Origin of the sequence: Pseudomonas sp. W15Feb34 (assembly GCF_023127765.1) — a bacterium.
In the GTDB taxonomy this organism is placed as follows: Bacteria; Pseudomonadota; Gammaproteobacteria; order Pseudomonadales; family Pseudomonadaceae; genus Aquipseudomonas; species Aquipseudomonas synxantha_A.
Genome location: NZ_SPKN01000029.1, coordinates 403209 through 417707, shown reverse-complemented (window position 1 = coordinate 417707; position 14499 = coordinate 403209). Strand labels below are relative to the sequence as shown.

Here is a 14499-nt window from a genome sequence, read left to right as displayed (position 1 = left end):
TCGACTGCGCCGGAAGTGGGGCGAATTATAGGCTTCCAGAATCTGCCGTCAAGGGTTAATTACACTTTTGTGGCAGAAGGTGTCTTTTTAGCAATAAGGCGAGGGATTCGGCGCATCACCGGTGGCACCCGCAACAAAAGAAGCAGTGCACCAATGGAAGCGTAGACAGCCCATTCCTTCAGATCAGCCCGAACTATCCAGAGCATGTGCAGCAAACCCAGGCCCAGGATCACATAGGTCAAGCGATGCAACTTCTTCCAGCGGCTACCCAATCGACGCTGGCTATAGCGGTTGGATGTGACAGCCAGCACCAATAGAGCCATAAACCCCAGCGCCCCCACAATTATGTAGGGCCGCTTGCGCAGTTCTACGCCGAGCTGCGACCAATCGAGCCCAAGGACGAACACGCAGTATGCCGCCAAATGCAGTACTACATAGGCGAAGCACCACAGCCCCAACTGCCGGCGTACCGCGATCCACCCTGCCCAACCGCTCAACTTCTGCAGCGGCGTCATCCCGAGCGTGATCAGCAGCAGGATCAACGTACCCAGCCCCAAGCGATCGACCAGCACTTTGCCCGGATCAGGCCCCAGGGCAAAACTCCATGCTTCATACAACCAGAGCAATGGCCAAACCGCCGCAGCTATAAAGACTCCAATGCGCCAGATTGGAAAGCGCATCAGTAGTTCTTCCGCAGATCGAGACCTGTATATAAAGACGCGACCTCATCCGCGTAGCCATTGAACATCTGCGTATCGCGCACGTTCGGGCTGAACAGGCCACTGGGTAGACGTCGCTCCCGCGCCTGGGTCCACCGCGGATGATCGACCGTAGGGTTCACATTTGCGTAGAACCCATACTCATCAGCCGCAATGCTCTGCCAGGTGGTTTTCGGCTGCTCGCTGACAAGGCTGATCCGCACGATGGATTTGACACTTTTGAAGCCGTACTTCCACGGCACCACCAAGCGCAACGGCGCACCATTCTGATTAGGCAGCTCGCGCCCATACATACCTACGGCGAGAATCGCCAGCGGGTTCATCGCTTCGTCCAGACGCAGCCCTTCTACATAAGGCCAGTCGATCAAGCCGAAACTGGAGCGCTGCCCAGGCATGCTCTTCGGGTCCTGGAGGGTTTCAAAACGGATGTACTTCGCTTTGGAGGTAGGTTCAACCTGCTTGAGCAAGGCCGAGATCGGGAAACCGATCCACGGAATCACCATCGACCAGGCTTCAACGCAGCGCAATCGATAGATCCGTTCTTCCAGCTCATAGGGTTTCATGAAGTCTTCCAAGGCATAACGCCCAGGCTTGGCCACCTCACCATCGATCACAACACTCCACGGCTCGGTCTTGAGCGCACCTGCATTCGCCGCCGGGTCGCCCTTGTCGGTACCGAACTCATAAAAGTTGTTGTAGTGGGTTGCATCCTTGAACGGCGTGATCGCCTCGTCCTTGACCGTCACCGCCTGCCATTTCGTACCAGGAAGCTTCTCGGCAACCCAGTTGGGCGCCCTGCCCGCTTCGACATCGGCATAACGCGCCGCATCGCCCGCACTGGCCCAACGCGGCAAGCTACTGGCGGCAATACCGGCCAGCGCACCACCGAGCAAACTGCGACGAGAGAAATAGAGGGATTCAGGCGTGACATCCGATTCATGGCAATCGGACGCTTTGGGTAGTTTGATTAACATGGCAACTCCGCAGCATTGGAGAACTGATGCACCAATAGACTGCGGAGTATGGGGGAAATTACATTAAGGCAATGTTTTGTCCCGGCGCAGATGCAGCAAATACTGAATCGGACCAGACGCGGCGTAAACCAGGAACGCCAGCAGCAGAATCCGCGGCGGATCACTGAACACCACTGCAAACACAAGCACCACCACAAGGATCGCCACGAAAGGCACGCGCCCTTTGAGGTCCAGCTCCTTGAAGCTGTTGTACTTGATATTGCTGACCATCAGCATCCCGGCCGCTGCAACCATCAACGCTACCAGGAACGACATCTTCGACCCCTGGATGCCGTAATCACTGAACGCCCAGACGATACCCGCCACGACGCCGGCGGCTGCCGGGCTGGCAAGCCCGATGAAGTAACGCTTGTCGGCAGTGCCCACCTGCGTATTGAAACGCGCCAGTCGCAACGCGGCACCGGCGACATAGATGAAGGCAACCATCCAGCCGACCTTGCCCATGTCACCCAATGCCCAAGCAAAAGCCAGCAGCGCAGGGGCGACACCAAAGGCAACCATGTCCGACAGCGAGTCGTACTCGGCGCCAAAAGCACTTTGGGTGTTGGTCATCCGCGCTACGCGCCCATCCAGGCCGTCGAGCACCATGGCCACGAAGATTGCGATGGCAGCAAAACCAAAGTACTTGCTGGCACTCGCCGCATCACCTGCCGCCAGCGCACTTTGGGCACTCATGGAGTTGATGATGGAATAAAAGCCGGCAAACAGGTTCGCCGTCGTAAACAGATTGGGCAGAAGATAGATGCCACGATGCCGGACCTTACGGCCTTCGGCGTCATGCCCTTCTTCGACATGTTCATCGATCGGCAGCATGCTTTCGGCGTCGGAAGCCTGGTTTGGCTCTTCGGGACGTTCGCTCATGGACTTTACCTTGCAACGGTGTGAAAAAATTCGACAGATACTTGCGGCGAGTGTTCGCCCGCAAACGATGCAGCTTTATACCAGAACCGGCCCCTCAAACGAAAAAACGCGGCCTAAGCCGCGTTTTCCCTTGATGCGTACGACTTAGTTCTTGGCTTTGTCGACGATCTTGTTGGCACCGATCCACGGCATCATGGAGCGCAGTTGCTCGCCGATGACTTCGATACCGTGAGCGGCGTTGTTACGGCGCTTGGCGGTCATCGAAGGGTAGCCGGTAGCGCCTTCGCTGATGAACATTTTGGCGTATTCGCCGTCCTGAATACGTTTCAGGGCGTTGCGCATGGCCTGGCGGGACTCGGCGTTGATCACTTCCGGACCAGTCACGTACTCACCGTACTCGGCGTTGTTGGAGATCGAATAGTTCATGTTGGCGATACCGCCTTCGTACATGAGGTCAACGATCAGCTTCAGTTCGTGCAGGCATTCGAAGTAGGCCATTTCCGGCGCGTAGCCAGCTTCAACCAGGGTTTCGAAACCGGCTTTGACCAGCTCAACGGTACCGCCGCACAGAACGGCTTGTTCGCCGAACAGGTCGGTTTCAGTCTCGTCCTTGAAGGTGGTTTCGATAATGCCGGTGCGACCACCACCAACGCCAGCAGCGTAGGACAGTGCAACGTTTTTGGCGTTGCCCGACGCGTCCTGGTAGATCGCGATCAGGTCAGGGATACCACCGCCTTTGACGAACTCGGAACGCACGGTGTGGCCCGGCGCTTTCGGCGCGATCATGATCACGTCGAGGTCAGCGCGCGGCACAACCTGGTTGTAGTGAATCGCGAAGCCGTGGGAGAAGGCCAGGGTGGCGCCCTTCTTGATGTTCGGCTCGATTTCGTTCTTGTACAGCGAGGACTGGAACTCGTCCGGGGTCAGGATCATGACCAGGTCGGCAGCCGCTACGGCGGAAGCAACGTCGGTCACTTTCAGGCCGTGGGCTTCAGCCTTGGCAACAGTAGCCGAACCTTTGCGCAGGCCAACGGTGACGTCCACGCCGGAATCTTTCAGGTTGCACGCTTGTGCGTGGCCCTGGGAACCGTAGCCGATGATGGCGACTTTCTTGCCCTGGATGATCGACAGGTCACAATCTTTATCGTAATAAACTTTCATGAGGTTCCTCTATATATCCAGGCCGTAAGGCCATTCGCTAATTTGGGTTAGATGCTGAGTACTTTGTCGCCACGGGCAATCCCGGTGACACCACTGCGTACGGTTTCCAGAATCGAGGCTGTCCCGATCGACTGGATGAAGCTGTCCAGCTTGTCGCTTGTACCGGTCAGTTGAACGGTATAAACGCTGGCGCTCACATCGACGATCTGCCCGCGATAAATATCGGTAGTGCGCTTGATCTCGGCACGCTGGGCACCCGTGGCCTTGACCTTGACGAGCATCAGTTCGCGCTCGATGTGGGCGCTTTCCGACAGGTCGACCAGCTTGACCACTTCGATCAGCTTGTTGAGGTTCTTGGTGATCTGCTCGATCACCTCATCGTGGCCAACAGTGGTCAACGTCAGGCGCGACAGGGTCGGGTCTTCGGTCGGCGCCACGGTCAGGCTTTCGATGTTGTAGTTGCGTTGCGAAAACAGGCCGACAACACGGGACAAGGCGCCGGGCTCGTTCTCCAGAAGCAGGGAGATAATATGCCGCATGATTAAGTACGCTCCGTCTTGTTCAGCCACATGTCGCGCATGGAGCCGTCTTTGATTTGCATCGGATAGACGTGCTCGCTGGTATCGACCTGAATATCGATGAACACCAGGCGGTCTTTCATGGCGAACGCTTCTTCCATCTTCGGCTTCAGATCTTTCAAATCAGTGATGCGAATGCCGACGTGGCCATAGGCTTCAACCAACTTGATGAAATCCGGCAACGATTCCATGTAGGAGTGGGAGTGACGGCTACCGTAGCTCATGTCCTGCCATTGACGAACCATGCCGAGCACGCCGTTGTTCAAGCAGACGATCTTCACTGGAAGACCATATTGCAGGCACGTCGACAGCTCCTGGATGTTCATCTGGATGCTGCCTTCGCCGGTGACGCAGGCAACGTCGGCATCCGGGAAGCTCAGTTTCACACCCATGGCCGCAGGGAAACCAAAGCCCATCGTGCCCAGGCCACCGGAGTTGATCCAGCGGTTAGGCTTGTCGAACTTGTAGTACTGCGCCGCGAACATCTGGTGCTGGCCCACGTCGGAGGTTACAAAGGCGTCGCCCTTGGTCACTTCGCACAGGGTTTCGATCACGGTTTGTGGCTTGATGATGCTGCCGTCGCCCTTGTCATAAGGGAACAGGCCGCGATCACCACGCCATTCGTCAATCTGCTTCCACCAGCTGGCAACGGACTCCTTGTTCGGTGCCTCGCCGATGTCCTTGAGCGCTGCGACCATTTCGGTCAACACGCTCTCCACCGGCCCCACGATCGGCACATCGGCCTTGATGGTCTTGGAGATGGACGCCGGGTCGATGTCGATATGGATGATCTTGGCATTCGGGCAGAACTTGCTCGCACCATTGATCACACGGTCATCGAACCGCGCGCCCACGGCCAGGATCACGTCAGCGTGGTGCATGGTCAGGTTGGCGGTGTAGCTGCCGTGCATACCGAGCATACCGACGAACTGGCGGTCCGTACCCGGGAATGCGCCGAGGCCCATCAGGGTGTTGGTCACCGGCAGGTTGAGCAGCTTGGCCAGTTCGGTCAGCGGAGCGGAACCGCCGCCCAGAATCACGCCACCGCCGGAGTACAACACGGGGCGCTTGGCTGCCAGGAGCATTTCTGCCGCCTTGCGGATTTGCCCCGAGTGCCCGCGGACGGCCGGGCTGTAGGAACGCAGCTTGGCTTTCTTGGGGAAGATGTATTCGAATTTTTCGGCCGGGTTGGTCATGTCTTTCGGGATATCCACCACCACAGGGCCCGGACGACCGGACTGTGCGAGGTAGAACGCCTTCTTCATGACTTCCGGGATTTCCGACGCGTGCTTGATCATGAAGCTGTGTTTCACGATCGGGCGGGAAATACCGATCATGTCGGTTTCCTGGAAAGCGTCGGTGCCGACCATGGTGCTTGGCACCTGGCCAGAAATGATCACCATCGGGATGGAGTCCATATACGCAGTCGCAATACCGGTAATGGCATTGGTTGCGCCTGGGCCAGACGTTACCAGTACCACGCCGGCTTTACCGGTGGCACGGGCGTAACCGTCAGCCATATGGGTCGCGGCCTGTTCGTGGCGAACCAGGATGTGGGTAACAGCCGGTTCCTTGAACAGTGCGTCGTAGACATGCAGCAGAGCACCACCTGGGTACCCGTAGATATAGTCGACGCCTTCGTCACGCAAAAAGCGGACGAGCATCTCACCGCCAGATAAAAGCTCCACGTTGTTCACCTCTAAAACGCCAGAATACCGTCCGTTAAAAACCGACGGGTCTTAATAGGTTTACTTCTCAACAGAGCATGAGCGACGGTGGTCGCCGACTACGTCAGCACTGACTGAGCAAGTATTGGGATCGTCCCAAGTGTTGCGGGCTTTTCCCACCCAGCGCGAGGTAACGCGTTGCGGGTGTTACAGGTCGGCGCGGGTGTGCGCCTCATGATCTGCTGAGCGGGCCTGCTTCTGGCAGTCCCGATACAGCGGACTTTGGATTCTTCTGTTTCAGGCCCTTCAAGTCAAGCAATAATTGCGCTTTTTTCCAACTAAGCGCATGAGAACGTAGAAGAAAGGGCTTTGAGGAGGGATAAAACTCGCCTGAATGTCGTCAAGCGGTAGAAATGTGCGCAAGACTGCCGGAAAACCCGGCAGTCAGGCAATTAACGAGCGTCGACGATCAATTGATCGAACTTTTTCAGCGCGTTACGCAAGCCGAGGCTCTCCCGCGGTCGGTCGGCATAGACCATCTCGGCCATTTCCAGGATCCCCGATGCATTCGGCAAGGGCAGGTCCTGCTCCAGGATGTGCTTCATACGCGCGAGGAAGATCCATTGCAGCCACTGGTGAAAGTCCAGGGTATCGACTGAAAAGGGTTCGACACTGCTGAGCGCTTCAGCACCGGGGGACTCTTCATCCCACCAGCCCTGCACGCGCAGTTCTCGCTCGATCAGCAACAGCTGTTCGGCAATCGCAGGGAAACGTGCATCCATCAGAGGCTGACCTTGGCTTTCTGTCGCGCCTGGGCGGCACCCGCTGCATCGCCCTGGGCGGCGCGCGCATCGCCGATCAAGGCCCACAGGCTGGCTTGCAGGTCTGGGCGGCCATTGGCCAGGCTCAGGCCACGGCGAGCGAATTGCTCGGCCTGGGGCGCATCGCCCTGGGCCATGCGCACCTGGGCCAGGCGATACAGCACTTGTGGCTCACGCGGCGCCACGCGCTGGGCACGTTCAAGGCTCGACGAGGCGCCATTCAAATCGCCACCCGCCTGCTGCTGCTGAGCGGTGGTGAGCAGCGCCAGCACCGGGCCATCGAGTTGTTCGTCAGCCGACAACCCGCCCGCATTGGACGATGACGGAATACCGCTCGGCGTCGAAGGCATGTTGTAGGTGCCCTGGTTGACCGGCGCGGTTTGAATCGGCGTGGCGTTAACCGGCCCGGAAGTGCTAGGGCCTGGGGTCCATGGCTCGGCGCTGATAGGCGCCGAGGTTGCAGCACCACTGCCAGGCACCATCACCACGACGCCGGAGTCCTGGGGAATTGCCTGGGTTGCAGCCTGGGCAGGCCGCTTGACTACCGTCTGACGGAAGCCGCCATTGGCCGAAATGCGGTCGTTATTGGAGACGGACGTGCTTGAGTCCACCACAGGGATGGAGCCGCGCTGCACGCTGGAGCAACCGCCGAGCAAAGCCAGAGCCGTAATTGCTGGAATCCACAACTTGTTCACTTGAAACCCTCTTTGCTTAATTCATCCAGCCCTTGACCCAATCCATCACCGAATCCGCGTCAGCAGGGGCACTGCCACCGCACGCAGGGCCGGGTGGTGGTTCGCTGCCGCGAATATACGGCATCTGCACCGCCCCCGGACAGTTGGCATCAGAGCCCTGGCCGGTGTGCGGATCAATCCAGGCCTGCACGATATTGTCCGGCTGGGGCATGTTGAGCGGCAACGGGTCAGCCTTGCGCATGAAACTGGTCCATACCTGCAGCGCGCCGGTCGCACCGGTGAACGGCGTCTTGCCGTTATCGTCACGCCCCAGCCACACCACGGCCAATACATCCTGGCCGAAACCCGCAAACCAGCTGTCACGCGAGTCGTTACTGGTACCGGTCTTGCCCGCCAGCGTCAGGTTCGACGGCAGCACGCTGTACACCGAGCGCCCTGTACCCTCACGCATCACACGCTGCATGGCGTTCTGGATCAGGTAGATAGAGCCCGCGTCAAAACGCTGCTGGATCTGGAACGGGTAGCGCTTGAGCGGTTCGCCTTCGGCGGTCAGCACACTGCGGATCCCGCGCATCGGTGTATTGAAGCCACCGTTGGCGAGGGTCTGGTACATGGTCGCCACTTCCATCGGGGTCATGGCCGCAGCGCCCAGAAGCATGGACGGGAATGCCGGGAACTCACGCTCCACCCCCAGTCGCGCGATGGTTTTCAGGACATTTGGCACACCGACCTCAAGCCCCAGGCGCGAGGTGGAAATATTGTAGGAATGCGCCAGCCCCTGATACAGGAACACCGTGCCATGGGAACGGCGATCGAAGTTCTTCGGCGTCCATACCTGGCCATTCGCTCCTTTGACCGACAACGGGTCATCCGACAGCCAACTGGTCAGCGTGTACTTGCTGGGTTTTTCCAACGCACTCAAGTAGACCGCAGGCTTGACCAGCGAGCCAATCGGCCGCACGGCGTCCAGTGCGCGGTTGAAGCCGGCGAAACTGGCCTGGCGGCTGCCGATCATGGCCTGGACTTCACCGGTTTCCGGGTTGGTCACGACCATGGCGGCTTCGACTTCATCCGAGCCTTTACGGCCGGTCAGGCGTTTGAAGGTGTCGTTGACGGACGCTTCGGCCTTCATCTGCAGGATCGGGTCGAAGCTGGTGAAAATCCGCAAGCCCTCTTCGGTCAAGTCTTCGTCGCGGTAGTCTTCACGCAACTGGCGCTTGACCAGATCGATAAAGCCGGGGAACGAGCTATCGGCCAACTTGCCGCGAGTGGTCACACCCAACGGCATTTTCTTCGCGGCGGCCACTTGTTCAGCCGTCGCGACACCCTGCTGCTCCAATACATCGAGTACCAGGTTGCGACGTTCGAGCGCACGCTCCGGGTTGCGACGCGGATTGTAATAGGACGGCCCCTTGACCATGCCCACCAGCAGCGCGACCTGATGCAACTTCAACTCGGATAACGGTTGCCCAAAGAAAAACTGGCTGGCCAAACCGAAACCGTGCACCGCGCGCTGGCCATCCTGACCGACGAATACCTCGTTGAGGTACGCCTCAAGGATTTCCTGCTTGCTGTAATGCAGCTCCAGCAACATCGCCATCATGGCTTCGGTGAGTTTACGGGTGAGGCTGCGCTCGTTGGTCAGGTAGAAGTTCTTGACCAATTGTTGCGTGAGCGTACTGCCGCCCTGGGTCATCTTGCCACCGGAGGTGTTGACCCAGACAGCGCGGGCAATCGACTTCGGCGAGACGCCCCAATGGCTGTAGAAATCGCGGTCTTCGACCGCCACCAGGGTTTCCAGCAAATAAGGCGGTACCTGATCAAGCTTGATCAGGATGCGATCTTCTAGGTTTTTCGGATAAATACCGCCAATCATCAACGGTTCCAGGCGCACTACCGGCAGCTTGGAGCCATTGAGCGAGGACAGTTCAGCCACATAATCGCCGGAGAAACGCACGCGTACCGGCTGAGCTTTTTCCAGGCCTTCGTAGAACTGGAACCCACGGGTGTTCAGGTCGACGGTGTTGCCGCTGACGGCTGCGGCGCCGGGGCCATTGCTCACAGGTTCGCGGCGATAGCCCAGTGCGTCGAGCTCGGTAAGGAAGTCCTCCTTGCTCAGCTTCTGCCCGGAGAACAGTTCCAGCGGGCGTGCATACACCTTGGCCGGAATCGTCCAGCGCTTGCCAGAGAATTTTTCCTGCACCACGGCATCGAGGTACACCGCAAAGCCGGCGACCACCACAAGGCCAACCAGGCCCAGCTTGAGCGCCCAGCCCAACCAGGGGCGCAAGCTGCGGGAAGGAGGTTTTTTACGGGAACGGGGAGATCGGGTTCGAGTCATGGCGGCGGATTATACGCACTTTATTGATGATCAACATGAGCCGGACAGCGGTTTGCACGACTGGCATCAGCAGCCATAATGGCCACGATGATTTCTCCCAGACTTTGAAGGATCGCCCGTGAGCCAGTCCCTGATCGCTGCCCTGCAAAACCCGGCTTTATACCCTCATCCGGTTGAAGCATTTCAAGTCATCGAGACCCATATTTCCTGGGTGGTTCTGACAGGTCCCTATGCTTACAAATTGAAGAAACCGATGAACTTCGGATTTCTGGATTTCACCGATCTGGAAAAACGTGGCCACTTCTGCAATGAGGAGCTGCGTCTCAACCAGCGCTTGACCAAAGATTTGTATCTTGAAGTGTTGCCGATTACCGGCACGGCCGACGCGCCGCAGTTGGGCGGCGACGGCCCGGTCATCGAGTACGCACTGAAAATGCGCCAGTTCCCGCAAAGCCAGATGCTCAGCACCCTGCAAGCCAACAGCGAACTGACCAACGCCCACATCGACGAGATGGCCAGTCAGATTGCGCACTTTCACCTCACTGCCCCCAAGGTCCCGCAAGAGCACCCGGCCGGCACGCCGGATGAAGTCATGGCGCCGGTACGCCAGAACTTCGACCAGATTCGCCCGTTCCTGAGCGACAAAGCTGACCTGACTCAACTTGAGGCCCTGCAAGCCTGGGCCGAAAGCAGCTTCGAGCGCCTCAAGCCGCTGCTGGAACAACGCAAGCTCAATGGTTTCACTCGCGAATGCCACGGTGACATCCACCTGGGCAACGCCACCCTGATTGACGGCCACGTCGTGATCTTCGACTGCATCGAGTTCAACGAGCCTTTCCGCTTTACCGATGTGTACGCCGATACCGCCTTCCTCGCCATGGACCTTGAAGACCGTGGGCTCAAGTCTCTGGCGCGCCGCTTCATCAGCCAGTACCTGGAACTGACCGGCGACTATCAAGGCCTGGAAGTGCTGAATTTCTATAAAGCCTACCGTGCGCTGGTACGTGCAAAGGTTGCGCTGTTCAGCATGCCGAGCGAGGCAAGCCCGGTGCAGCGCGCCACTACCCTGCGCCAGTACCGCAACTACGCCAACCTGGCGGAAAGCTACAGCACCATTCCGTCGCGCTTTCTGGCAATCACCCATGGTGTTTCAGCGGTAGGCAAGAGCCATGTAGCCATGCGCCTGGTCGAGGCCCTGGGCGCCGTACGCCTGCGTTCGGATGTGGAGCGCAAGCGTCTGTTTGGCGAGCAGCAGGTCGAAAACGCGCCACAGGCCGGCATCTACAATCAGGACGCCAGCATTGCCACCTATACACGCTTGAACGAAATTGCCGAGACCGTACTACGCGCAGGTTACCCGGTGGTGCTGGATGCGACCTTCTTGAAACGCGCTCAACGTGATGCGGCAGCCCAGATCGCCGAAGCCACCGGCGCGCCATTCCTGATCCTCGATTGCAACGCACCTCAAGCGGTTATCAGCAGTTGGCTGGCACAACGTCAGGCGGATCAAAACGATCCGTCCGACGCAACGCTGAGCGTTATCCAAGAGCAGCAAGCCAGTCGTGAGCCGTTGACGGCGCAAGAGCTGTTGCTGAGCAAGCGCGTGGAAACCAATGAAAGCGGAACGCTGGATGCGTTGGTCGCGCATATTCGCCAGCGCCTCCCGGGCTTGTAAGCAATATTTCCTGGTCGTGTCGCCCACATGGCGCACGACCCGGCAATATAGCCACTATAATGACATCACCACCTAACAGGAGTCGCTATCGTGAGTCAGCCCAAGCTTCTTGATACCCCGCTCTATGCGCTCCTGCACAAGGATGACATCCGCGGCTTCAACCAGCAGCGCCCTCAAGACGGCACCATCGATATGCGCGGTGGCGACTTCCGAGGGCTGGACCTGCGAGATCTGAACGCCGCAGGCGTTGACTTCACCGACGCCTATTTTCGCTCTGCCGACTTGCGCGGCCTGGATTTACGCGACTGCTCGATGGAAGGCGCGAGCCTGGCCCACGCGCAGATTTCCGGCACTTACTTCCCACCCGAGCTCACGGCTGACGAGATCCTGATGTCAGTCAACTTCGGCACTCGCCTACGCTACCGCACCAAGTAATCCACCTTCTGAACCCCGGCTTCGCCTCAAGCGTGCCGGGCGTTTCACGCCTGCCCGTCAGCTAAAGCATCGCCACATTCTTATAAGCTTTTCAGCCGTTCCTGCCCAAAGAACTGCGTTTTTCCTACTGAGCGCTACACTCATTTTCAGGCTGCCTGGTCACGATACCCACCGCACCATTCGGCCGTCGCAAGGAGGCTTGATGAACGATGAGCTGCAACACCTGAAAAACCTCGGCAAGACATCAGCGCAGTGGCTGCATGCGGTGGGTATCCACAGCGCGTCTGACTTGCGCCGCCTGGGCGCGGTCGATGCTTACCGAGCCGTACGGACTCGCGGCTTCCGAGCTTCGAAAGTTCTGCTGTACGCCATTGAAGGCGCATTGATGGATGTGCACTGGAACGACCTCCCCTCTGAACGCAAGGAGGCGCTGAACCGCCAGTTGGATGCCCTGTCAGCGCGGCAGAAAAACTAGATCGGCCCTCAAGCCCAATGTTTACAGGCATTACAAACGAGCGTTTGAGAAAAACTGGATGAGCAGATAAAACAATAGTTGACTCTCAAATGAGAATCGTTATGATTATCACAACTGGTCGCGAGATCAGCCGATAACTGAAAGACCATTGGTTCGGACTCTCAGATTATCTCCTCATCAGGCTAATCACGGTTATTTGACCCGGCTCTTGCCGGGTCTTTTTTTGCCTGCAAATTACTGACTTCAGCGCGCAATGATCAGCGGATGCCCCCGCTCCGGATGCGGTTGTACCAGCACATCCAGACCAAATACAGCCTTGAGTGGCTCAGGTTGCAGGACTGTTGCGGGCCTATCCAGAGCATGGGGGCGCCCGCCTTCCAGCAGCAGGATCCGGTCGCAGTAACGCGCCGCCAGGTTCAAGTCATGCAGGATCACCAGCACCGCAGCCCCCTTGTCGGCAAAGCTGCGAATCGCCTGCAAGGTGGTGTGCTGGTGCAGGGGATCAAGCATCGACGTTGGCTCGTCCAACAACAACGTTTGCCCCGCCTCACCTGGCCATAACTGCGCCAACACCCGCGCCAAGTGCACCCTTTGTCGCTCGCCGCCCGACAAGGCCAGGTAACTGCGGCCACTCAGGTGGCCCACGTCGGCCGCGTGCAGCGCCGCGCGGACGATTTGATCGTCGCGCACTCGCCCGGTCTGATGAGGCAAGCGCCCCATGCCCACCACCTCTTCGACACGAAAGGCGAAGTCCAGGGTGGACGTCTGTGGCAACACCGCCAGACGCTGGGCACGTTGCGCCCCTCCCAGACTCTTCAATTCTTGCTGGTCCAACCAGATCTTGCCCTCATCAGGCGACAACTCCCCGCACAGCGCTCCGAGCAAGGTACTTTTGCCCGCACCATTGGGCCCCAGCACGCCCAGCACTTCGCCCGGCAGCAGGTCCAAGGTGACATCGGACAACACGGTTTTACCACCGCGCCGAATCTGCAACGCTTCTACCCGCAGCATCAGGCGCGCCCTCGTAACAATAAATAGAGGAAAAATGGCGCACCGATAAATGCAGTGACAATACCGATCGGCAGTTCCGCCGGCGCCAACGCCAAGCGCGCCACCAGGTCGGCAAACAACAGCAGGCTCGCGCCCGCCAGCACTGACGCCGGCAACAGCACCCGATGATCCGGCCCCGCCAGCAGCCGCACCAGATGTGGCACCACCAAACCGACAAAACCAATCATGCCCGCAGCCGCCACGGCTGCGCCAACGCCCAGGGCCGTGCAGAACACCAACTCGCGCTTGAGCCCCTCAACATCAATGCCCAGATGATTGGCCTCCGACTCACCCAGCAGCAATGCGTTCAGCGCTTTCGCCCGGCGCGGCAACCACAGCGCCACGCCCGCGCTTACCAACAGCAAGGGCCACAACCGCGAATAGCTCGCGCCATTGAGGCTGCCCAGGTTCCAGAACGTCAGGGTGCGCAAGGTGGCATCGTCGGCCAGATAGGTAAACAGCCCCACCGTTGAGCTGGCCAGTGCCGTCAGCGCGATACCGGCAAGCAGCATCGTCGCGACATTGGTCTGGCCATTGCGACGCCCCAACCGGTAGACCAGTGCGGTAACGCCCAGCCCCCCCAGAAATGCGCACAGCGACAACAAATAGGGACCGAACGCATCCGGCAGCCCACCGAAGAACGAACCGCCGACAATCGCCACCGCTGCCCCCAACGCCGCACCGCTGGACACACCCACCAACCCAGGATCGGCCAGCGGGTTGCGAAACAACCCCTGCATCGCCACGCCCGACAACGCAAGGACACCGCCGACGGCCAGCCCCAAAAGGGTCCGCGGCAGGCGAATCTGCCCCAGAATCAATTCAGCCTGCTCCAACCCCGCCGCCTCAATCGGCACGCCCAATAGCCTTAACGCGGCTCTGAGCGTATCAATCAACGGCAAGCTGACCGGTCCGAGGGCCAATGAAAGCCAGATCGCCAACACACACAGCAGCGACAGGCCAATAAACAGTGTCTTGGGCTTAAGC

The 14499-nt window shown here is 58.9% G+C and carries 14 protein-coding genes; 3 read left to right on the top strand and 11 right to left on the bottom strand.

Annotated features, from left to right (window positions below):
* Positions 1-59 precede the first annotated feature (59 nt).
* The 9 genes from msrQ to mrcB form a co-directional block, all read right to left on the bottom strand.
* The gene (gene msrQ, locus E4O97_RS15605) at positions 60-680 is read right to left on the bottom strand and encodes a protein-methionine-sulfoxide reductase heme-binding subunit MsrQ (RefSeq protein ID WP_032879472.1); all 621 of its coding nucleotides are present in this window, start codon (positions 678-680) and stop codon (positions 60-62) included.
* Complete coding sequence (gene msrP / locus E4O97_RS15600) at positions 680-1693, bottom strand: protein-methionine-sulfoxide reductase catalytic subunit MsrP (protein ID WP_248161649.1); 1014 nt, start codon at positions 1691-1693, stop codon at positions 680-682. The genes msrQ and msrP overlap by 1 nt, the downstream gene beginning before the upstream one ends.
* 63 nt (positions 1694-1756) lie before the next feature.
* Complete coding sequence (gene pssA, locus E4O97_RS15595; protein WP_005791399.1) at positions 1757-2614, bottom strand: CDP-diacylglycerol--serine O-phosphatidyltransferase; 858 nt, start codon at positions 2612-2614, stop codon at positions 1757-1759.
* Positions 2615-2758: 144 nt separating this feature from the next.
* Positions 2759-3775 (bottom strand): ketol-acid reductoisomerase, encoded by a 1017-nt coding sequence (gene ilvC / locus E4O97_RS15590; RefSeq protein WP_003194132.1) that lies wholly within the window; start codon positions 3773-3775, stop codon positions 2759-2761.
* Positions 3776-3822: 47 nt separating this feature from the next.
* On the bottom strand, positions 3823-4314 hold the full coding sequence (gene ilvN / locus E4O97_RS15585; protein WP_003176102.1) for an acetolactate synthase small subunit: 492 nt from the start codon (positions 4312-4314) through the stop codon (positions 3823-3825).
* Between the two features lie 2 nt (positions 4315-4316).
* Positions 4317-6041, bottom strand: coding sequence for an acetolactate synthase 3 large subunit (locus E4O97_RS15580; protein WP_005791407.1), 1725 nt, complete (start codon positions 6039-6041; stop codon positions 4317-4319).
* A 431-nt stretch (positions 6042-6472) separates the two neighbouring features.
* Positions 6473-6802: a YqcC family protein gene (locus E4O97_RS15575; protein ID WP_248161647.1), complete on the bottom strand. Its 330-nt coding sequence runs from the start codon at positions 6800-6802 to the stop codon at positions 6473-6475.
* Positions 6802-7536 (bottom strand): tetratricopeptide repeat protein, encoded by a 735-nt coding sequence (locus tag E4O97_RS15570; RefSeq protein ID WP_005791411.1) that lies wholly within the window; start codon positions 7534-7536, stop codon positions 6802-6804. The genes E4O97_RS15575 and E4O97_RS15570 overlap by 1 nt, the downstream gene beginning before the upstream one ends.
* A 16-nt stretch (positions 7537-7552) precedes the next feature.
* Positions 7553-9877: a penicillin-binding protein 1B gene (gene mrcB / locus E4O97_RS15565; RefSeq protein WP_005791412.1), complete on the bottom strand. Its 2325-nt coding sequence runs from the start codon at positions 9875-9877 to the stop codon at positions 7553-7555.
* 118 nt (positions 9878-9995) lie between these two features.
* On the opposite strand from mrcB, the gene E4O97_RS15560 reads away from it, so the two are divergent.
* The 3 genes from E4O97_RS15560 to E4O97_RS15550 all read left to right on the top strand — a co-directional run bounded on the left by E4O97_RS15560 (position 9996) and on the right by E4O97_RS15550 (position 12462).
* On the top strand, positions 9996-11552 hold the full coding sequence (locus tag E4O97_RS15560; RefSeq protein ID WP_078822314.1) for a bifunctional aminoglycoside phosphotransferase/ATP-binding protein: 1557 nt from the start codon (positions 9996-9998) through the stop codon (positions 11550-11552).
* Positions 11553-11642: 90 nt separating this feature from the next.
* Positions 11643-11987 (top strand): pentapeptide repeat-containing protein, encoded by a 345-nt coding sequence (locus E4O97_RS15555; protein ID WP_032879466.1) that lies wholly within the window; start codon positions 11643-11645, stop codon positions 11985-11987.
* Between the two features lie 202 nt (positions 11988-12189).
* Positions 12190-12462 (top strand): TfoX/Sxy family protein, encoded by a 273-nt coding sequence (locus tag E4O97_RS15550; RefSeq protein ID WP_005791418.1) that lies wholly within the window; start codon positions 12190-12192, stop codon positions 12460-12462.
* Between the two features lie 243 nt (positions 12463-12705).
* On the opposite strand, the gene E4O97_RS15545 is transcribed toward E4O97_RS15550, so the two are convergent.
* Positions 12706-13473, bottom strand: a complete 768-nt coding sequence (locus E4O97_RS15545) for a heme ABC transporter ATP-binding protein (RefSeq protein WP_078822315.1) — start codon at positions 13471-13473, stop codon at positions 12706-12708.
* The gene (locus E4O97_RS15540; RefSeq protein WP_177327434.1) at positions 13473-14456 is read right to left on the bottom strand and encodes an iron ABC transporter permease; all 984 of its coding nucleotides are present in this window, start codon (positions 14454-14456) and stop codon (positions 13473-13475) included. Before E4O97_RS15540 ends, E4O97_RS15545 begins: the two co-directional genes overlap by 1 nt.
* Positions 14457-14499 lie beyond the last annotated feature (43 nt).